19 protein-coding genes and 1 tRNA gene are annotated in these 18,131 nt (G+C 69.4%); 15 read left to right on the top strand and 5 right to left on the bottom strand.

Going from position 1 to position 18,131, the window contains the following annotated elements:
* The first annotated feature begins 61 nt into the window (after positions 1 to 61).
* Together ASG12_RS16480 and ASG12_RS16475 are read left to right on the top strand one after the other, a co-directional pair.
* Positions 62 to 1,555 (top strand): FAD/NAD(P)-binding protein, encoded by a 1,494-nt coding sequence (locus ASG12_RS16480; protein WP_055791885.1) that lies wholly within the window; start codon positions 62 to 64, stop codon positions 1,553 to 1,555.
* Complete coding sequence (locus ASG12_RS16475) at positions 1,548 to 2,783, top strand: MFS transporter (RefSeq protein ID WP_055791882.1); 1,236 nt, start codon at positions 1,548 to 1,550, stop codon at positions 2,781 to 2,783. The genes ASG12_RS16480 and ASG12_RS16475 overlap by 8 nt, the downstream gene beginning before the upstream one ends.
* Positions 2,784 to 2,795: 12 nt before the next feature.
* Here the strand turns inward: ASG12_RS16475 and mscL are convergent, their stop codons facing one another.
* The 4 genes from mscL to ASG12_RS21345 form a co-directional block, all read right to left on the bottom strand.
* Positions 2,796 to 3,221: a large-conductance mechanosensitive channel protein MscL gene (mscL, locus tag ASG12_RS16470; protein ID WP_055792253.1), complete on the bottom strand. Its 426-nt coding sequence runs from the start codon at positions 3,219 to 3,221 to the stop codon at positions 2,796 to 2,798.
* Between the two features lie 107 nt (positions 3,222 to 3,328).
* Positions 3,329 to 4,015 carry an SAF domain-containing protein gene (locus ASG12_RS16465; RefSeq protein ID WP_055791880.1) on the bottom strand — a complete coding sequence of 229 codons (687 nt, stop codon included), beginning with the start codon at positions 4,013 to 4,015 and terminating at the stop codon, positions 3,329 to 3,331.
* An 81-nt stretch (positions 4,016 to 4,096) separates the two neighbouring features.
* Positions 4,097 to 4,477, bottom strand: a complete 381-nt coding sequence (locus tag ASG12_RS16460; protein WP_055791877.1) for an FmdB family zinc ribbon protein — start codon at positions 4,475 to 4,477, stop codon at positions 4,097 to 4,099.
* A gap of 74 nt (positions 4,478 to 4,551) precedes the next feature.
* Positions 4,552 to 5,190, bottom strand: coding sequence for a 5-formyltetrahydrofolate cyclo-ligase (locus ASG12_RS21345; RefSeq protein ID WP_055791874.1), 639 nt, complete (start codon positions 5,188 to 5,190; stop codon positions 4,552 to 4,554).
* A 205-nt stretch (positions 5,191 to 5,395) separates the two neighbouring features.
* On the opposite strand from ASG12_RS21345, the gene ASG12_RS16450 reads away from it, so the two are divergent.
* The 10 genes from ASG12_RS16450 (at position 5,396) to ASG12_RS16405 (ending at position 14,179) form a co-directional block, all read left to right on the top strand.
* On the top strand, positions 5,396 to 6,328 hold the full coding sequence (locus ASG12_RS16450; protein ID WP_045823980.1) for a UTP--glucose-1-phosphate uridylyltransferase: 933 nt from the start codon (positions 5,396 to 5,398) through the stop codon (positions 6,326 to 6,328).
* Between the two features lie 89 nt (positions 6,329 to 6,417).
* On the top strand, positions 6,418 to 7,686 hold the full coding sequence (gene glp, locus ASG12_RS16445) for a molybdotransferase-like divisome protein Glp (RefSeq protein ID WP_055791871.1): 1,269 nt from the start codon (positions 6,418 to 6,420) through the stop codon (positions 7,684 to 7,686).
* A gap of 13 nt (positions 7,687 to 7,699) precedes the next feature.
* A complete protein-coding gene (locus tag ASG12_RS16440; RefSeq protein ID WP_443089103.1) occupies positions 7,700 to 8,365 on the top strand; it encodes a GNAT family N-acetyltransferase in 666 nt (221 codons plus the stop codon).
* 158 nt (positions 8,366 to 8,523) lie between these two features.
* Positions 8,524 to 9,522, top strand: coding sequence for a divisome protein SepX/GlpR (sepX, locus tag ASG12_RS16435; protein ID WP_055791866.1), 999 nt, complete (start codon positions 8,524 to 8,526; stop codon positions 9,520 to 9,522).
* On the top strand, positions 9,519 to 9,854 hold the full coding sequence (locus ASG12_RS16430; RefSeq protein ID WP_055791862.1) for a hypothetical protein: 336 nt from the start codon (positions 9,519 to 9,521) through the stop codon (positions 9,852 to 9,854). The genes sepX and ASG12_RS16430 overlap by 4 nt, the downstream gene beginning before the upstream one ends.
* Before the next feature lie 53 nt (positions 9,855 to 9,907).
* Positions 9,908 to 9,980 (top strand) — tRNA-Ala (locus ASG12_RS16425).
* A gap of 182 nt (positions 9,981 to 10,162) precedes the next feature.
* Positions 10,163 to 11,398 carry an acyl-CoA dehydrogenase family protein gene (locus ASG12_RS16420; RefSeq protein ID WP_055792250.1) on the top strand — a complete coding sequence of 412 codons (1,236 nt, stop codon included), beginning with the start codon at positions 10,163 to 10,165 and terminating at the stop codon, positions 11,396 to 11,398.
* Between the two features lie 13 nt (positions 11,399 to 11,411).
* Positions 11,412 to 12,017 carry a TetR/AcrR family transcriptional regulator gene (locus ASG12_RS16415; protein WP_055792247.1) on the top strand — a complete coding sequence of 202 codons (606 nt, stop codon included), beginning with the start codon at positions 11,412 to 11,414 and terminating at the stop codon, positions 12,015 to 12,017.
* A 104-nt stretch (positions 12,018 to 12,121) separates the two neighbouring features.
* Positions 12,122 to 12,613, top strand: coding sequence for a DUF6841 family protein (locus tag ASG12_RS16410; protein ID WP_055791859.1), 492 nt, complete (start codon positions 12,122 to 12,124; stop codon positions 12,611 to 12,613).
* Between the two features lie 51 nt (positions 12,614 to 12,664).
* Positions 12,665 to 14,179 carry a phytoene desaturase family protein gene (locus ASG12_RS16405; RefSeq protein WP_055791856.1) on the top strand — a complete coding sequence of 505 codons (1,515 nt, stop codon included), beginning with the start codon at positions 12,665 to 12,667 and terminating at the stop codon, positions 14,177 to 14,179.
* Here the strand turns inward: ASG12_RS16405 and ASG12_RS16400 are convergent.
* On the bottom strand, positions 14,166 to 15,221 hold the full coding sequence (locus tag ASG12_RS16400; protein ID WP_055791853.1) for a threonine aldolase family protein: 1,056 nt from the start codon (positions 15,219 to 15,221) through the stop codon (positions 14,166 to 14,168). The two genes, ASG12_RS16405 and ASG12_RS16400, sit on opposite strands and share 14 nt — an antisense overlap.
* An 89-nt stretch (positions 15,222 to 15,310) precedes the next feature.
* Between ASG12_RS16400 and ASG12_RS16395 the strand changes: the two genes are divergently transcribed.
* The 3 genes from ASG12_RS16395 to ASG12_RS16385 are packed head-to-tail and all read left to right on the top strand — an operon-like array spanning position 15,311 to position 18,056.
* Positions 15,311 to 15,703: a nuclear transport factor 2 family protein gene (locus ASG12_RS16395; RefSeq protein ID WP_082080368.1), complete on the top strand. Its 393-nt coding sequence runs from the start codon at positions 15,311 to 15,313 to the stop codon at positions 15,701 to 15,703.
* A 10-nt stretch (positions 15,704 to 15,713) separates the two neighbouring features.
* On the top strand, positions 15,714 to 17,459 hold the full coding sequence (locus ASG12_RS16390; protein ID WP_082502071.1) for a DUF2207 domain-containing protein: 1,746 nt from the start codon (positions 15,714 to 15,716) through the stop codon (positions 17,457 to 17,459).
* A gap of 33 nt (positions 17,460 to 17,492) precedes the next feature.
* The gene (locus ASG12_RS16385) at positions 17,493 to 18,056 is read left to right on the top strand and encodes a LemA family protein (protein ID WP_055791849.1); all 564 of its coding nucleotides are present in this window, start codon (positions 17,493 to 17,495) and stop codon (positions 18,054 to 18,056) included.
* The last annotated feature ends 75 nt before the right edge of the window (positions 18,057 to 18,131 follow it).

Below are 18,131 nucleotides of genomic sequence, written 5' to 3'. Positions count from 1 at the left end.
TTCGGACGCGTGGTGATTGACTACTCTGGCTAACTACTTGACCAGAGAAGCGGAGCACTGCGTGATCTCGATCGGAATCGTGGGCGGTGGTGCGGCGGCGATCAGCCTGATCCGTCAACTGCCCCACGGGGATCGTCTCGATGTCGTCGTCTACGCCGACCGGCCGCCGGGCCCCGGGCGGGCCTACTCCGAGCCCGCCGACTCGGCGCTGCTCAACCGCCAGGTGTTCGCGATGTCGGTGTCGGACGCGTGGCCCGACGAGTTCTGTGAGTGGGTCGCGGCCCACGCACCCGAACATCTCGACGACGGCGAGCACTCGTTCGTGCCGCGGGCGCTCTACGGCCGCTACCTCGCCGACTCTGCCGAGAGTGCCCAGGCGCACCTCGGCGACCACCTCACCTTCGTGGCCGGCCGTGTCGTCGACATCGCACTGCGCGCCGGGACCTACTGCCTCACAGTGGAATCGGCCGACGGCGGGGTCGTCGAGGCCACGCATGATCTGGTCGTCCTCGCACTGGGCTCGAGTCCGCCGGCCGACCCCTACCGTCTCACCGGACTGCCGTCCTACACCGGCGATCCCTACCCGATCGACGGGTGGCTCGGCGAGGTCGCCACGGCCGACGCGGCGGCGGTCGTCGGTACCGGTCTGAGTGCTGTCGATGTGGCGCTGGCGCTGGGCCGTGGGGACTTCGCGGGTCACTTCACGATGTGCTCCCGCAACGGCATCGTGCCCGATGCGCGAGCGATCGTGTCACCCTTGGATTTCGACCCCGACATCTCGGCGATGATCCTGCGGGTCACCCGCAAGCGCGGTGGACTCGCATGGCAGGACGTCCTGCAGATCGTGGACTATCTCGCTCTGGGGGAGGGGATCCGGCGCTCCGAGGTCCGTGCCGCGTTCGGTGCCGTCGCCCGTCCCGCGGGCGAACGCCTCGCGCACGGCGCCGACCCGACGCGATCGGTCGATGCCGCGGTGCAGCGTCTGGTGATCGGCATCGCCCAGCACTACGTCAACGAGATCTGGTCGGCCATGACCCGGCGGGCGCGGGCGGAGTTCCTCGCCACCACCCACGCGTCGTTCCAGGCGTTGTCGAATCCGCTGCCGGCGAAGAGTGCGGCGGCCCTGGGGGCCATGGTCGCCGACGGTCGGCTGAGCATCCGCTCCGGGGTCACCGAGATCGAGCCCGCCGCAGGTGGATTCGACATCGACTTCCGCGACGGTGGTCGTACGTCGGTGTCGCACGTGGTCAACGCCACGCGCACCGCGGCCGGTGCCCCGTCGCCCGCCGCCGGGGCGCTGGTCTCCTCGTTGCTCTATCGCGGCCTGGCGCAGGCGAACCCGTACGGCGGGCTGCGCGTCGACATCATCAGCAACGCCCTGCTCGATCGGAGCGGCACAGCGGTCCCGGGCCTGTACGTGATCGGTGAGATCGCCTCGGGCGACCTCTACTACATCAGCAGCATGGGCAAGATCAGACGCCGCGCACGCTCGGTGGCGCGCCAGATCGTCGACGAGTCGCTGCGACCGGCCCGGACGGGGTCGGCGCATGTCTGAGACCACGGTGGCACCCGACCCGCGGGTGCGCGTCATGCTGCTCGTCGCCGTGATGGTGCCGCAGCTCGGGCTGAGCCTGCTCAACCCCTCGATCCCGACGATGGCCGCCGACCTCGGGACGTCGGTCTCGGCGATCCAGCTGACACTGTCGGGGTACATGGCCGGATACGCGATCTCGATGTTCGCCGCCGGGGTGCTCGCCGATCGATACGACGCGCGACGCCTCCAGGCGGTCGGGCTGGTCCTGTTCGCCGTCGGAGGGGTGGCCGCGGCGCTCGCCCCGAACGTCGGTGTGTTGTTCGCGGCCCGGGTGGTGCAGGCGATCGGCGGGACCTCGGCGACGGTCCTGTGTCGCCTGGTGATCCAGCGTCGATTCCCGTCGTCGGCGCGGATGCAGATCCTCACCTCGCTGTCCATCGTCATCGCCGCGACCCCCGCCCTGTCCCCGCTGGTGGGGGCCTCGCTGATCGAGATCACCTCGTGGCGTGTGCTGTTCGGGGTGCTGGCGGTGATCGGACTGGCGCTCGCCGTCGCGTTCGCGCGGATCGTCCCGTCGGCGCGCCCCGAGATCCCCGCCCCGATCGGCCCCCGCACCGTGGCCCGTGGGATCGCGACCGCTCTGCGGCGGCGCGGGTTCGGCATCAACGCCCTGGTGATCTCGCTGGCGTGGATGAGCTACTTCCTGTTCATCGAACAGTCGGCGTACCTGCTGCAGGACATCCATGGCCTGTCGACCCTCGACTACGGACTGGTGCTCACGATCCCGGCGATCGGCTACATCGCCGGGAGCATCGGGATCCGACGGTCGCGGTCGCACGCGCGCGCACACCTGGTGGGCAGCATGATCGGCGGTGTCGGCGCCGCGGCGCTGGTGGTCCTCGCGATCGCGGGTGTGGGATCGGTGTTCGCGCTGGTGATACCGCTGTCGGTGACGTTCATCGGCGTCGGCGCGGCGATTCCCCACGCGCAGAACGGCCTCATCGGCCTCGATCTCCCCGCACAGGGTGTCGGTGCCGGACTGTTCTTCTTCCTGCAGATGGCCAGCGGTGCGGTGTACACCTCGGTGATCGAGGCCCTGCACCTGCGCACCGAGCTCCCCATCCGGATCGCGATCGCCGCGCCGGCCCTGCTGCTGGTGGCGATCGCGGTGGGACGCACCGTCGGAAACCGGGCCGCAGCGACCGCAGCGACCGACGTCGACGACCGCCGCCCGCAGCGCGTCGGCTGAGCCGCTCGGGCCCTACTGCTCGTGCTTGGGGGCCGGGGAGGTGGTGCCGGAACCCTGCTGGGCGATGAGGTCGCGGATCTCGGTGAGCAGCTCGGCCTCGGTGAGGGCAGCGGCGTCATCACCCTGCTTGGCGCGCAACGCCTTCAGCTTCTCGAACGGCATCACGATGACGAAGTAGACGACCGCGGCGATGATGAGGAAGTTCAGCGCAGCGGTGATCAGCGTGCCGAAGTCGACGAAAGTGTTGGCCTGCCCGTCGCGGATCAGGAAACCCAGGCCCTGGGCCTGATCGGTGCCCCCGACGGAGTTGATGAGCGGCTGGATGATGCTGTCGGTGAACGCCTTGACGATCGCGCTGAACGCCGCGCCGACGACCACCGCGACCGCCAGATCGATCACGTTGCCGCGCAACAGGAATTCCTTGAAACCCTTGATCATGTGGATGCCTCCTCGCTCCGATGTGCGATGTGACACTGCCCCGGTCACATCGTGTGTGGGCACATCGTAGCCAGCTGACCTCGGACCCGTGCGGATGTGCGGTCCGATCAGTGGAACACGACGGTCACCGGCGCCGCCAAGGCGGTGCCCGCGACGGCGTGGGCGTCGCGTTCGGGCATCGCGAGCATCACCACCGGTGCCCGGCCCCCACGATCGCGGGCATCGTGCGCGGGCACCACCGCCACCACCGCGCCCCGCACCAGTACGCGGCCCCCGCCCGGCCCGCCTCGTCCCTGGCCGGGCGAGTCGGTGTCCGCCGACTCGGTGAGGACGTCGACCACGTCGCCCGATCGCAGCAGGTCGATGACGGCGTCGTCGGCGAGGCGGATGGGGACCAGTCGTGCGTCGGGGTCGCCGACGAGCTGTGCGGGCAGCCGCGCCGACAGCAGGCGCCAGTCGGTCAGGATCTCCCCGCCGCGTACCGGGCTCGTGACCGTACGGCCGACCCCGTCGCGGTCCATGCGCAGGGCGCCCTCGGGGACCGATCCCGGGGCGACCTGTGCGTCGACGAGGTCGCCGGCCACCAGAACCGAGCCCGGGGTGAGGTCGTGCGCGGCCACCAGCACCGTCGCGAGCTGCTCGCCACGGTGGGCCACCACGGCCATCACGATCGAGGCGGTGAGCAGCACGATCGCCGCGACACGGCGTACGGCCAGGGTGCGGACCCAGCCGGGCCGCGCCGTGGTGCGCAGGCGGTCGGTGAGGGTGGGGGACAGACGGGTGCGCTCGGCCATGGCGGCGACGCTAGGGACAGACGACGACGCCGGCGACCCGATGCGGTCAGGCCCTGGGGAGCGCCGGTAGCTGTGGACCGATCAGGACGCGGCAGCCGAGGAGGTCGAGCCCGAGCCCTTACCCGAACCGGAGCTGCCCGACCCCGAACCGCCCGATGAGCTCGTCGACGTCGTGGAGCTCGAGTCCTTCTTGGTGCTCGACGAGTCCGACTTGCTCGACGAATCCGACTTGGACGAGTCCGAGCTCGAGGAGTCGCTGCTCGCGCTCTCCGACGCGGTCGATCCCGACCGGCTGTCGGTGCGGTAGAAACCGCTGCCCTTGAACACGATGCCGACCGAGTTGAACAGCTTGCGCAGCCGACCGCCGCACACGGGGCACTCGGTGAGCGAGTCGTCGGTGAACGACTGGACGATGTCGAATTTGTTGTCGCACTGCGTGCAGGCGTACGAGTAGGTCGGCACCGGGTACCTCCGAGGGTGAGAGAGTCGAACGAGTTCGAGAACGTGGGTGCTCGCGCCGCGAGCCGGCCCTCATTCTAGCGCTGGTCTGGCACTCGCCGCGTTTGAGTGCCAACTGCGCCGGGGCGGGTCAGACGGGTGAAGCCCGCGTGCGGCGTCAGCGCCCACCCCATCGGGACGTCGTGACCGTCGCCGGGCACCTCTGCGAGGAGTTCGGCGTCGTGGACCACGGCGACGAGGACCGCGGTCGTGGTCGTCAGCGATCGGTCGTAGTACCCCGCGCCGCGCCCGAGCCGCGTCCCCGCCCGGTCGACGGCCAGTGCGGGCACGAAGACCAGCGACGCGGTGTCGATCGCATCGGTCGGTAGGCGCTCGCCCGTGGGCTCGCGCAGGCCGAACCGGCCCGGCGCGAGATCCTCGCGGCTGGTGTACCGCGCCCAGGTCAGTGCGGTCGCCGGGCCGTCGGCGGTCACGGGCACCAGCACCCGCAGCCCCCGCTCGGCCAGCGCGGACAGCAGGGCGGAGGTGTCGGGTTCGGTACCGATCGAGACGTAGGCGCCCACGGTGTCGCCGGTGTGAAGCGGCACCGGCGCCGCGTCGAGCCACCGTGCGAGCGCCTCGCCGTCGGCGGCGCGCACGTCGGGGTCGCGCTCGGTGCGTGCGGTCACCAACCTGCTGCGCAGGGCCCTTTTGGCGTCGGCGACGGTGTCGGTCACCGGCGCGGGACCCGCAGGGTGCTCCGCCACCCGATCATGTGAACAACCGCACCGCCCATGGGTTCCACCCCTCACGTTCATCATCCACCCGTTAGATTCACAGTAGGTCGTCAGTTCGGGAACATACGGTTGCGTGCCCGCCACACGGACACGAGCCATGGGTACGACGGAGCGGACGCGTGTTCGCGCGACGGAAGGGTAGGGAATGGGATCCCAAGGGGTCGAGTACGAGTCGGTACCGAACACACCACCGCTCCCGCGGACGGCCATCGTGCCCGCCGCCGGGCTCGGCACACGGTTCCTCCCGGCGACGAAGACCGTCCCCAAGGAACTGTTGCCGGTGGTCGACACCCCCGGGATCGAACTGGTCGCCGAGGAGGCGAAATCGGCCGGGGCGCAACGACTCCTGATCGTCACCTCGCCCGGTAAAGACGGTGTCGTCGCGCACTTCGTCGAGGATCTGGTGCTCGAGTCGACGCTGGAGAAGCGCGGCAAGAACGCGATGCTGGCGAAGGTGCGCAACGCGCCGTCGCTGATGGAGGTCGCCTCCGTCGTCCAGGACAAGCCGCTGGGTCTGGGCCACGCCGTGGGCTGTGTCGAACCGCTGCTCGCCGACGACGAGGACGCCGTCGCGGTGCTGTTGCCCGACGACCTGGTGCTGCCCGGTGGTGTGCTCGAGGTGATGGCCCGTACCCGCGCGCGGCGCGGCGGCACGGTGCTGTGCGCCATCGAGGTCCCGCCGGAGAAGATCAGCGCCTACGGCGTGTTCGACGTCGAGGAGCTCCCCGACGCCCACAACCCGAACGTGATGCGCCTCAAGGGGATGGTGGAGAAGCCCGACGCGGCCGACGCCCCGAGCAACCTCGCCGCGGCGGGTCGCTACATCCTCGACCGCGCGATCTTCGACGCGCTGCGCCGCATCGAGCCCGGCGCCGGTGGCGAACTGCAGCTCACCGACGCCATCGCCCTGCTCATCGCCGAGGGCCACCCGGTGCACGTGGTGATCCACCACGGCACCCGACACGACCTGGGCAACCCGGGCGGCTACCTCAAGGCGGCGGTCGACTTCGCGCTCGACCGCGACGACTACGGTCCCGACCTGCGTGAGTTCCTCGAATGGCGACTCCAGCAGGACTGACCGATCACCGCCGACCCGGCCACCACACCGCGTCGCGCACGGGTTTGGTGCCTCCGACCGGTTAACGTCAAACGACGTCAGGAGGCGAGATGCGGTCGGTCGAAGATCAGTTGACCCGGGTCACGGCGGCTGCCGTGGCGCCGCGTCCGGTGCGTGTGGCCATTTCCGAGGCCCAGGGTCTGTTGTGCGCCGAAGAGGTGGTCACCGAGAACCCGTTGCCCGGGTTCGACCAGGCGGCCATCGACGGATACGCCGTGCGCAGTGTCGACGTGACCGAGGCGGGGGTCGTCGCGTCCGACGATTCCGAGGCTCCCGGTGAGCACGTCGTGGTGGTGCTGCCCGTGGTCGGTGAGGTCGCCGCCGGTGCCCGCACCCCCACCCGGCTGCAGCCCCGACAGGCCGTGCGCGTCGAGACCGGTGCGCCGCTGCCGACCCTCGCCGACGCGGTGCTGCCGCTGCGGTGGACCGACGGTGGTCTGTCGAAGGTGAAAGTCGGGCACGCCGTGGAGAGCGGCGACTACGTGCGCCGGGTCGGCGACGACGTCCAGCCCGGCGACGTCGCCGTCCGCGCCGGCACCATCATCGGCGCCGCGCAGGTGGGATTGCTTGCTGCCGTGGGCCGTACGCGCGTGCTGGTGCATCCGCGCCCGCGCCTGTCGGTGATCTCGGTCGGTGGCGAACTCGTCGACATCGACCGGACTCCCGGCGCCGGACAGGTCTTCGACGTCAACAGTTACTCGTTGGCTGCCGCCGCCCGCGACGCCGGTGCCGACGTCAACCGGGTCGGCATCGCGAGCCGCGAGGCGTCGCAACTGCGCGATGTGGTCGAGGGACAGCTCATCCGTTCGGAGATCGTGGTGATCTGCGCGCCGCTCGGCGGCACCGCATCGGACAACATCCGCGATGCGCTGCGACCCCTCGGCGACATCGACGTCGGCCGGATCGCGATGCATCCGGCGTCGGTGCAGGGGTTCGGCCAGCTAGGGCGCGACGAGGTCCCGACGTTCCTGTTGCCGTCGAACCCCGTGAGCGCGTTGGTGGCGTTCGAGGTGATGGTCCGCCCGCTGGTGCGCATCGCGCTCGGCAAGCGCAAGCCGATGCGCCGGGTGATCCGCGCCCGCACGGTCGGTCCGATCGCCTCGGTGCAGGGCCGCAAGGGCTACCTGCGGGGTCAGCTGATGCGCGACGAGCAGACCGGCGAGTACCTCGTGCAGGTGATCGGCACCTCGGAGAGCGGGTCGTCACACCTGTTGGCCGGACTGGCCGAGGCGAACTGTCTGGTGATGGTCGACGCCGACGTCGACGAGGTGCGCACCGGCGACGAGGTGGATGTCGCCTTCCTCGCCCAGCGCGGGTAATACAGTTCCCCCTGTGATCCGACGGTTGACCGGTGGCAGCGGTGCCTCGCACCCCGGGTGGCCTGCTGCGTTGGGCCCGCTCGTCACCCGCGCCGGCGCCGTGACCCTGCGCGGGGTGCGGATGCGCGACGCCCGCCCCTGGAGCAATCTGCGCATCGCGAACCAGAACACGCTCATGCCGTGGGAACCCACCGGACAGGGCGACTGGGCCGACCGCCACCACATCACCTCCTGGCCGGCACTGCACTCCGTTCTTCGCCGCGAGGCCAAGGCCGGGGCGATGCTGCCGTTGGTGATCGAGGTCGACGGTCAGTTCGCCGGCCAGCTCACCATCGGCAACATCCAGCGGGGCGCATTGCGCAACGCGTGGATCGGCTACTGGATCGACAACGCCCTCGCCAACCAGGGGGTCGCGACCGCCGCGGTCGCTCTCGGTGTCGACCACTGCTTCGGTGCCGTCGGACTGCACCGTCTCGAGGCGACGGTGCAGCCGACCAATCTCGCGTCGCGGGCGGTGCTGACCAAGGTGGGGTTCCGCACCGAGGGCCTGCTCGAGCGGTACATGGACGTCGACCGCGGGTGGCGCGATCACCTGCTGTTCGGCCTCACCGTCGAGGAGATCTCATCCAGCGCCGCCGAGGCGCTCGTGCGCAGCGGTCGCGCCGCGTTCCCCTCCTGAGGTCTTCCCCTGGAACTCCCCAGTCCCGAAGTCATCGCGTCGTCGGCGCGTCTGCGCTGGTCCGAGCCCGTGTCGCCTTAGCCTGAGTTCGAGCCTGTGACTGATGTGGTTGCGGTGACGTGTCGCGAGCGGTTCGCACGGAGAGGAGAGCCCCGATCATGCCGAATTCGGTTCTGTGGGTGTGTCTGGTGGCGATCTGGCTGTTCGTGCTGGTCCCGATGGTGATCAAGGGGCGCCCCGAGGTGCGCAAGACCACCGAGGCGACGTTGGCCACGCGCGTCATCAACCGCGGCGGACGGGCCATGGCCCGCGCCACCAGCAAGGTCGCCAGCGGCCGCCACCCGCATGACGCCGAGTGGGTCGCCCCGGCGCGCGAGTACCGCAAGCGCGGCGAACTGCTCAACGACGCCGACGATCACGCCGATGCGCGTGCCGAGGTCGAGGCCGACGACGTCATCGACGACGTCATCGACGACGCCGAGTCGGTCGAGGCCGATGAGGCCGTGTCGACGGACACCCCGATCACCGGCGAGTCCGAGACCACCGTCACCGCCGAGACCGATGACGTGGCCGAGGACGCCGAGATCGAGGACGTCGCCGACGAGATCGACGAGTCCGACTCCGAGGTCGACGAGCTTGACGACGAGCTCGAGGACGCCGACGAGTACGAGGTCGTCGCCGAACCCCTGACCCGTCGCGGTCGTGGGGGATACGACGCCGACGCGGACTCCCGTCGCAGCGAGACCCGCTACCGCTCCCGTCAGCGTGTGGTGATGGTCCTCGCCGTCCTCGCCGTCGCGAGCATCGGTGTCGGTGTGTTCCTCGGGGGGATCGGCTGGGCGGTCACCGGCGTCGGCGTGGCGTTGCTCGTCGGCTACATGGCTTTCCTGCGTCGCGCAGTGCGCGTCGAGGAGCGGATCCGTCGGCAGCGGGCGGCTCGCGCCGCGCGGGCCGGCCGTCAGATGCGACCCGGTGTGCGCGACCACGATGACGCCGGAGGCCCGCTCGACGACGAGATCCCGCTGCATCTGCGCCGCCCCGGTGCCGTCGTGCTGGAGATCGACGACGAGCACCCCGTCTTCGAGCACCTACCGCCCTTCCAGCGTCGTCGCGTGATGCGCGAGGACTCCGATCTGCAGCGAGTCGTCGGGCAGTGACCCTGAGCTGGGAGTCGTTGTGCGCCCGCGCCGTCGAACTCCCGGAGGTCACCATCGGTGATCACCACGGAATGGGTGCCATCCGTTTCCGGAAGAACGTGCTCGCCACCCGACCCGACGATGTCGTCGTGCGAATCATGGTGGCGGAGGACCAGATCGACGAGACCGTCGCCGAATTCGACTGGTGCACAACGGTGATGTGGGGCGCGAAGCCGTCGGCCGTCGCGGTGACGCTGGCCGAGGCCGACCCGGAGGTCGTGTTCGACCTGCTCACCGACGCGTGGCGCAGGCGTGCCCCGAAGACGATGGTCGCTCGTTTCGACGGCCTCTGACCTCGCGTTTTTTCCGGGCCGCCACCCTTTGCTAGAGTTGTCGAGTTGTACCAGGGGCTATAGCGCAGTTGGTAGCGCGTCTCGTTCGCATCGAGAAGGTCGGGAGTTCGATTCTCCCTAGCTCCACTCTTCTACTTCGTATCTGGTCGCCCCTCTCCGCATATCTCGCGCGGTTCGCGACGCTCCCCATTCGGTCATGGTCGTCGGCGATGTCCTTCGCATTCTCGATAAACAGTCAGTGTTGACTGTTTGGTGGATCGGTGCTTCTGTGGTGCGGACAGCCGACCCCGATCGAATCGAGCAGGGCCATGACGAGCACCCTCACCACCCACGAGGTCCCGCGCACGCAGGACACCATGTCGCACGACATCTGGCTGCCCGCCGAGATCGCCGAGCTGCGAGCCGACGCGCGCCGCGCCGTCGAGGAGACCGTCGCCCCTGTGGCGCGACGGATCGGGTCGCAGGAGGAGTCGGTCGAGAACTTCCCGTGGGATGCGTTCAGAGGTCTCGCCGACGCCGGCATGTTCGCGGTGCCCTTCGACGGTCCCCTAGGACGCGGACTACACCACCGCATGCTCGGCACCTGCACGGTGACCGAGGAGATCGCTTACCATTCGTCGTCGATGGCCGGCGTCTACGACGGACAGTGCATCCTCGTACCCCAGGCGCTGAGTTTCGCGACCGAGTACATGCAGTCCCAGCTGTTGCCGCGGTTGATCTCCGGTGAGCAGGCCTTCTCGTTCGCCACCACCGAACCCGACGCGAGCAGCGACCTGTCGATCGAGACGTTGCAGACCGTCGCCACCGAGACCGACACCGGATTCGTGGTGAACGGCCGCAAGCGGTGGATCACCAACAGTGTGGTCGCGAAATGGGCTGCGGTGCTGGTGAAGACGGGGCAGCGGATGAACATGCTGCTCATCGACCTCACCGCCGACGGTGTGCGCGTCGGTGCGCCGGACCTCAAGATGGGCCACCGGGGGCAGATCACCGCCGACATCGTCCTCGACAACGTGGTGGTGCCCCGTGAGCATCTGCTCGGCACACCGGGCGGTGGCCTGTCGGTGGCGCTGTCGTGCCTCACACGCGGGAGGATCGGCATCGGCGCCGCCGGTGTCGGTGTGGCGCAGGCGGCGCTCGATCTCGCGGTGCACCGACTGCGTACGCGACAGGTGTTCGGAGGGCCGCTCGGGCGGATGCAGCACTGGCAGTTCACCCTCGCCCAGCGCGCCACCGAGATCGAATGTGCGCGTTCGCTCTACCAGAAGGCGGCCATGCGTCTCGACCTCGGCGACCGGGCCGCCGAACCCGAAGCGGCGATGGCCAAGGCCTACGGGACGCGGGTCGCCGTCGACACCGTCCGTGACTCGTTGCAGATCCACGGCGGCTTCGGGTTCGCCCGTCAGATCGCCGAGACGGGGGAGTCGGTGCGCCTCGAGGAGCTCTATCGCGATGCGAAGATCCTCGAGATCTTCGAGGGTGCGAACGAGTTGCAGCAGTGGGTGATCGCGCGCAACCTCATCGGTCGCGACGTCACCGGCTGAGATAGTGGTGGCGATGACCACCAGCACCCGCCCCGAGCAGGAACGCAGCCGACAGGCCAAGCGTCGGATCCTCGACGCCGCGGTCCGCGTACTCGTCGACGAAGGGTACGCCCACGCCACCACCCTGCGGATCCAGAAGGAGGCGGGTGTCTCACGCGGTGGGCTGCTGCACCATTTCCCCTCACGTGACGAGTTGCTCGTCGCCGCGGTGCATCACCTCGCGGCCGAGCGGGTCGCGGATCTCGGCTCGCGCACCGACTGGCCGGACGATCCGCGAGACCGGATCGCCGAAGCCGTCGCCACGATGTGGGCGACGTACGCGCAACCGTATTTCTGGGCGTCGGTGGAACTGTGGGTGGCCGCGCGGTCGCATGAGGGATTGCGCGAGGCCCTGCTCCCGGAGGAACGCTCGATGGGCGCGATGGTGCGCGCGTCGACCGACACCTTCTTCGGCGACGATCTCGCAGCCCATTCCGACTACCCGATGGTGCGCGAGGTGCTCAACACCAGCATGCGCGGTGTCGCGCTCACCTACGCGATAGAGCGACGCGATCCGGCCGACGATCCGCACCTGGGCTCGTGGGTCGCGCTGGCGGAGGCCGCACTGCTCAGCGAGTGAACCACCATCCGGCTGTTCGGGTTCACCATGCGGGGGGGCGATTCTGGACGGCCGGCCGGCCGACGGGCATTGTGCCGAAAGTGCTCTGCCACTTGACTGGGGCGATGAGCGAAACCGCGGGACAGAACCCCGTATCGGTCGAGGCGGAGGTCGTCGCCTGGTTCTTCGAGGAGTACTTCCCGCAGTGGGTGGCTGCCGCACAGGGCGACGCCGATCCTGCGTTCATCCACCGCTTCTGGGGCACGCCGATGCACGTGAGCGTCTCGGGGACATCGTTCTGGTGCCGTACCGAGGCCGACGTGTCGGCGTTTCTCGCCGAGACCCACCGCCCTCTGCGCGAGAACGACTACCACCACACCGTGGTGCCCGACCGGAAGGTCACCGTCTACAGCCCCTCGGGAGCTGCAATCGAGGCGATCTGGTCGCGACGTCGCGCCAACGAGTTCGAGATCCAGCGACTCGCAGTCCACTTCGAGACCGCCCGGCTCGGCGACGGGTGGCGCGTGGTGGGTATCCAGGGGCACGACACACGCCGAGACACCCTGGCCGAGGCCTGGGCAGACCAGGCCGCCGAACGGATCGACCGACCCGCCTGACCGGGTGCCATCCCCGTCGGATGGCACCATGGAGGGGGTGGAGTGCTGCGAGTGACCGAGATCGTCGTGATCGGTGCCGGCGTGGGCGGTCTCTCCGCTGCTGTGCGCCTGGCCGCGGCCGGGCATCGGGTCACCGTGTTCGAGCAGGCGCAGACCGCGGGCGGCAAGCTCGGCGTGATCGAGCGTGACGGGTTCGTCTTCGACACCGGGCCGTCGCTGGTGACCCTCCCCGATATCCTCGAGGATCTGTTCGCCGCGACAGGGGTGTCGGTGCACGACGTCCTCGACCTCCAGCGCCTCGACACCGCCGCGCAATACCGCTTCCCCGACGGCACCGTCCTCGACATGCCGGGTGAGCTCGCACAGATCCCGGCTGCCATCGATGCAGCACTCGGCGCCGGTCGCGGTGACGAGTGGTCGGCGTTCCTGCGCCGCGCCGAACGGATGTGGGATCTCTCGCGGGAGATGTTCCTCGAGTCGCCGCTCACCGTCTCCGCGATGCGTCGGCGACCGCCCCCGCCGTTGTCGGCCCTGGCTGCGATCTCGCCGCTGCGCTCCATGCGCGGGTTGGGTCGTCGGTACCTGAAGGACGAGCGGCTGCGCATGCTGCTCGACCGGTACGCCACCTACACCGGGTCCGACCCTCGTCGCGCGCCGGCCGCGCTGGCGACCGTGCCGTGGTCGGAGCAGGCCTACGGATCATGGTATGTGGCAGGCGGATTGGGTCGTATCGCCACGGCACTGCAGGAGCGGCTCGACGCGCTCGGGGGACGTATCGAGTTCGGCGTCGAGGTCACCGCGATCACCACCGACCCCACGGGACGTGCCGACGGGATCAGCCTTGCCGACGGGCGCCGGATCTCCGCCGACACCGTGGTCGCCAACGCCGACGCACGGACCGTCTACGGCGAGCTCATCCGCACGCCGACCGCGACTCGGATGGCGAAACGTGTCCGGACACCGACCCCGTCGTTCTCCGGATTCGTGCTGCTGCTCGCGGTCGACGATCCGCCCGTCGATCAACCCCACCATCAGATCCTGTTCGCCGAGGACTACGACGCCGAGTTCGACGCCCTCTTCGGCCGCAACGGTGGACCCCGACCGGTCGAGCGACCCACGGTCTACATCAGCGCACCGAACGATCCCGCGATCGTCCCCGGGCCGGACGCCGGTGCGTGGTTCGTTCTCGTCAACGCGCCGCGACACGACCCCGAGGCCGGAATGGACTGGGATGCACCCGGTCTGGCCGAGGACTACGCGGACCGGATCCTCGAGATCATGGCCGACCGCGGCGTCGACGTGCGTGCGCGAGTGCGCCACCGGCAGATCCTCTCACCGGCCGAACTCGAACGCCGCACCCTGACCCCGGGGGGCTCGATCTACGGATCGTCGTCGAACGGTCCCCGCGCGGCGTTCCTGCGCCCGGGCAACGAATCCCGCATACCGGGGCTCTACCTCGTCGGAGGCTCCTCGCATCCCGGTGGCGGGCTACCGCTCGTGATGCTCTCGGGCAAGATCGTCGCCGAATTGATCGGTCCCGCCGAGGGGTCCGTCAGCGACGCGTGAGGTCGGCGACCGCGGCGAGGAGGTCGTCGATGTCGTTCTCGCGGTGGACGAACGAGGTCACGAGACGGACCGTGCCCGGTGCCCAGCGATCGTGATAGAAGCCGTAGCCGCGGTCGAGCAGGCCGGCGATGAGGTCCTCGGGGAAGTGGCAGAACAGGATGTTCGCCGCCAGGTCGCCGAGGATCCGCACCCCCGGTGCCTGCGCGAGTCCCTCGCGCAGGCGTGCGGCCATCGCGTTGGCGTGGCGCGCATTGCGCAGCCAGAGATCGTCGGTGAGGTACGCGTGCAGCTGTGCGGTCTGGAACCGCATCTTCGAGGTCAGCTGACCACCGCGCTTGTGGCGGTAGGACAACTCGGTGCGCAGGGCCGGGTCGAACGAGATGATGGCGTCGGCGGTGAGCGCGCCGTTCTTGGTGGCACCGAACGACAGGACGTCGATGCCGCTGCGCCAGGTCATCTCCGCCGCGGTGACGTCCAGCGCCACCAGGGCATTGGCGAATCGCGCGCCGTCCATGTGCACCCGCAGCCCGGCGTCGTGGGCGATACGCGACAGCTCCCGGATCTCGTCGAGGCCGTAGACGCTGCCCGATTCGGTGGCCTGGGTGATGCTCAGGACGCTGGGCTGCACGCTGTGGACGTCACCGCGTCGGCGAGCCACCGCAGCGCGCAGGGCGTCGGGGTCGATGCGCGAGTCCGCGCCGTCGAGCCCCACGATCTTCGCGCCGTCGGCGAAGAACTCCGGGGCTCCGGCCTCGTCGGTGTCGATGTGGGCGGTGCGATGACCGAGCACCGACCCCCAGGGCGGCGTGAGCGCGGCGATGGCGATGCCGTTCGCGGCCGACCCGGTGCCGACGGCGAACACATCGGCCGGCCGCTCGAACACGTCGGCGACCTTCGCGACCAGTGCTCGCGAGTGCTCGTCGTTGCCGTAGGGAGCCGCGAGTCCCGACGACGCCGCGGTGACCGCGGCCAGGATCTCCGGAGCCCCGCCGGCGGCGTTGTCGCTGAGGTATCCGCGCAGAGGTGCGGGGGAGTCGGGCATGGATGCCTTTCGCTCACGAGCTATGGACCTGAGCATAGAATTCCGGTAAGACGTTCACTCACCACCTTTACGCGACGCAGGGAGCAGACGTGCAGGCATTTCGGGACGCAGTGGAGACCGCCGACCACGAGGCCATGGAGCGATTGCTGGCCGAGGACGTCGTCTTCCGGTCGCCGGTCGCGTTCAAGCCCTACTCCGGTCGCCCGGTGACCGCAGGGATCCTACGTGCGGTGTTCCGGGTGTTCGAGGACTTCCGCTACGTGCGGCAGATCGACGACGGCGACGACCACGTCCTCATCTTCGAGGCCGAGATCAACGGCCGCAGCGTGAACGGGTGCGACATCCTGCACACGAACGCGGACGGCCTCATCGAGGAGTTCACCGTCATGGTGCGGCCGCTGTCGGCGGCGAACGCCCTCGCCGAGCGCATGGCCACCGAGTTCGCGCTCGAGATGGAGCGGATGAACACCTCGGCACAGTAGGCTCCGCGCCATGAGGCGTGCGGTGTTGGTGCTGGTCGGGCTCATCGTGGCACTCGCCGCGATGTTCGCCCCGGTGGTGTTCGCCTCCAGCGACGACGCCGCGTCGGGCACCGAGAGTGCCACCATCACCGACTACCAGGCCCAGTTCGACGTCGCCCGCGATGGCACGCTGCGCGCCACCGAGACCCTCCGCGTCGACTTCCCGCTCTACCGCCACGGCATCTTCCGCTTCTTCGACGTGGTCGATCCGAATAACCCCGACGCGCGACTGGTCCCGAAGGACATCGGGGTGACCCGCGACGGACGCCCCGACGGCCTCGACGTGAGCACCGAGAGCGGCGGACGGTACGTGGTGGCGAAGATCGGCGACGCCGACGAGACCATCACCGGCTCGCACGTCTACGTCATCACCTACACCGTGCCCGGTGCGCTGTCGGCGCCGCTGAGCGGGCGGGACGGCGCGCAGTTCTACTGGAATCTGATCCCCGGTGGCTGGCAGATGCCGATCGAGCGCAGCGCGCTGACGGTGAACCTGCCTGCCGCACCGCAGGACACCCGCTGTGCCGTCGGCGCGGCGTCCGACACCGGTTGCACGGCGACCACGACCGGGAAGTCGCTGATGGTCGTGACCGGTGCCCTCGAGCCGCACACGCCGGTCACCGTGCAGTCCTCGCTCGACGTACCCGCACCGGGGCGGGTGAGCGTGCCCTGGTCGGTGACCCTCGATCCCGTCCTCGGCCGCTCGGTGTGGTTGGTCGTCGTGATCGGCGTGCTCGCTGTGGTGGCCGGCATCGCGGCGTGGCTCATCGTGCGCACCACCCACGAGAGTTCGCCGGCCTTCCCGCTGATGTACGGCCCTCCCGAGGGCATCGGACCCGCGCAGGGCGCCTACCTGTTGACCGAGACGGTCACCGACGACCACTTCGCGGCGACCATGTTGCAACTCGGCGAGGCGGGGGTCGCGACGCTGGAGAAAGACGGCACCACCTGGCGGATCAGCGGCAAGGACGGGAACTGGGACGCACTCGACACCGTCACCCGGCAGGCCGCGTCGACCCTCGGCATCGCGCCGGGGCAGACCTTCGTCGCCGATCCCGACGACGCCGAGGGCGGCAAGTCACTACGCGAGTCGCGACGGGCTTTCGACGGTTCGGTGTCGGGGTGGGCCCGTACCGCGGGGCTCATGGAACGTGCCGGCCTCGGCGGAGCCGGGCGCGTGTTGTTGGTCGTCGGGGTGATCGCCGCCGCGGTGTTCTACTTCATCAACCCGTTCGACCGGTCGATGTTCGGTCTGCCGTTCGCGGTCTTCGCCGTCGTCGCGGTGCCGGTTCTGGCGCCCGGCGCGATGACGTTCCGCACCAAGCGCGGTCGTGACGTGTGGTCGCAGCTGGGCGGATTCCGCAGGGTGCTGGGCACCCCCTCGAGCGAGGCGCGATTCGACTTCAGCGGGCGCCACGAGCTCTACACCAAGTACATCCCCTGGGCCGTCGCGTTCGACGTCGCCGACGAGTGGGCCGAGAAATACCGCGTCGCGAACCGACAGGAGCCGCCGACGCCCGGATATCTCAACACCGGTCACGGACTCGGCGTCGGATACGGACTGGGCTCGATGAGCTCCTTCTCGTCGGATTTCACCTCGTCGGTCGCTTCTTCGATCTCCTCCTACGAGGCCACCCAACAGTCGTCGAGCAGCAGTGGCGGGGGCGGGTTCTCCGGTGGTGGGGGAGGCGGCGGTGGCGGCGGCGGGTCCTGGTAACCAGCAATATCTTTCGAGAAAAGGAAGGTCCTCGTGCTCATCGCTCTCATCGTGATCGTGGTGCTCATCGTCGCCGCCGTGGCGTTCGGTGTCATCGGATTCAACAAACTGAAGAAGGCCGACATCGGCGCCCAGGAGGCGCTCGGTGGCATCGACGTCCAGCTGACGCGACGGGCCGACCTCATCCCGAACCTCGTGAACACCGTGAAGGGTTATGCGGCCCATGAGAAGGGCGTGTTCGAGGCGGTCACCGAGGCGCGTTCGCGGGTCGCGGCCGCGGCGCAAGGTGATGCGGTGCCCGAGAAGGCCGCCGCCGATGCACAGCTGAACAAGGCGCTCGTCGACGTGATGGCCGTGGCCGAGGCCTACCCCGATCTCAAGGCCAATCAGGGATTCCTCGATCTGCAGGGCCAGCTGGCCGAGACCGAGAACCAGATCTCCTTTGCCCGCCAGTTCTACAATGACGCGGTCACCACGCTGAACACTCTCGTCCAGACCATCCCGTGGATGTTCTTCGCCGGCTTCGCCAAGGTCTCGACCCGAGAGTTCTACAAGGCGCCCGAAGGCCAGCAGGCGCCGCCGACGGTGAGTTTCTGACGCCTGGCCGGGCGGGGGACAGCCAGCAGGCGCCGCCGACGGTGAGTTTCTGACGCCTGGCCGGGCGGGKGACMG

The sequence above is a fragment of the Williamsia sp. Leaf354 genome, assembly GCF_001424365.1.
In the GTDB taxonomy this organism is placed as follows: Bacteria; Actinomycetota; Actinomycetes; order Mycobacteriales; family Mycobacteriaceae; genus Williamsia_A.
The sequence above is the reverse complement of the archived record's forward strand: the minus strand, read 5'-3'. Positions and strand labels throughout refer to the sequence as shown.

What these genes read in the sequence shown, in the direction of transcription:
- sepX (WP_055791866.1), top strand. Translation starts at nt 8,524, where the DNA reads ATGCCGAATTCGGTTCTGTGGGTGTGTCTGGTGGCGATCTGGCTGTTC.
- ASG12_RS16410 (WP_055791859.1), top strand. Translation starts at nt 12,122, where the DNA reads ATGAGCGAAACCGCGGGACAGAACCCCGTATCGGTCGAGGCGGAGGTC.
- ASG12_RS16465 (WP_055791880.1), bottom strand. Translation starts at nt 4,015, where the DNA reads ATGGCCGAGCGCACCCGTCTGTCCCCCACCCTCACCGACCGCCTGCGC.
- mscL (WP_055792253.1), bottom strand. Translation starts at nt 3,221, where the DNA reads ATGATCAAGGGTTTCAAGGAATTCCTGTTGCGCGGCAACGTGATCGAT.
- ASG12_RS16400 (WP_055791853.1), bottom strand. Translation starts at nt 15,221, where the DNA reads ATGCCCGACTCCCCCGCACCTCTGCGCGGATACCTCAGCGACAACGCC.
- ASG12_RS16475 (WP_055791882.1), top strand. Translation starts at nt 1,548, where the DNA reads ATGTCTGAGACCACGGTGGCACCCGACCCGCGGGTGCGCGTCATGCTG.
- ASG12_RS16420 (WP_055792250.1), top strand. Translation starts at nt 10,163, where the DNA reads ATGACGAGCACCCTCACCACCCACGAGGTCCCGCGCACGCAGGACACC.
- glp (WP_055791871.1), top strand. Translation starts at nt 6,418, where the DNA reads ATGCGGTCGGTCGAAGATCAGTTGACCCGGGTCACGGCGGCTGCCGTG.
- ASG12_RS16415 (WP_055792247.1), top strand. Translation starts at nt 11,412, where the DNA reads ATGACCACCAGCACCCGCCCCGAGCAGGAACGCAGCCGACAGGCCAAG.
- ASG12_RS16450 (WP_045823980.1), top strand. Translation starts at nt 5,396, where the DNA reads ATGGGATCCCAAGGGGTCGAGTACGAGTCGGTACCGAACACACCACCG.
- ASG12_RS16390 (WP_082502071.1), top strand. Translation starts at nt 15,714, where the DNA reads ATGAGGCGTGCGGTGTTGGTGCTGGTCGGGCTCATCGTGGCACTCGCC.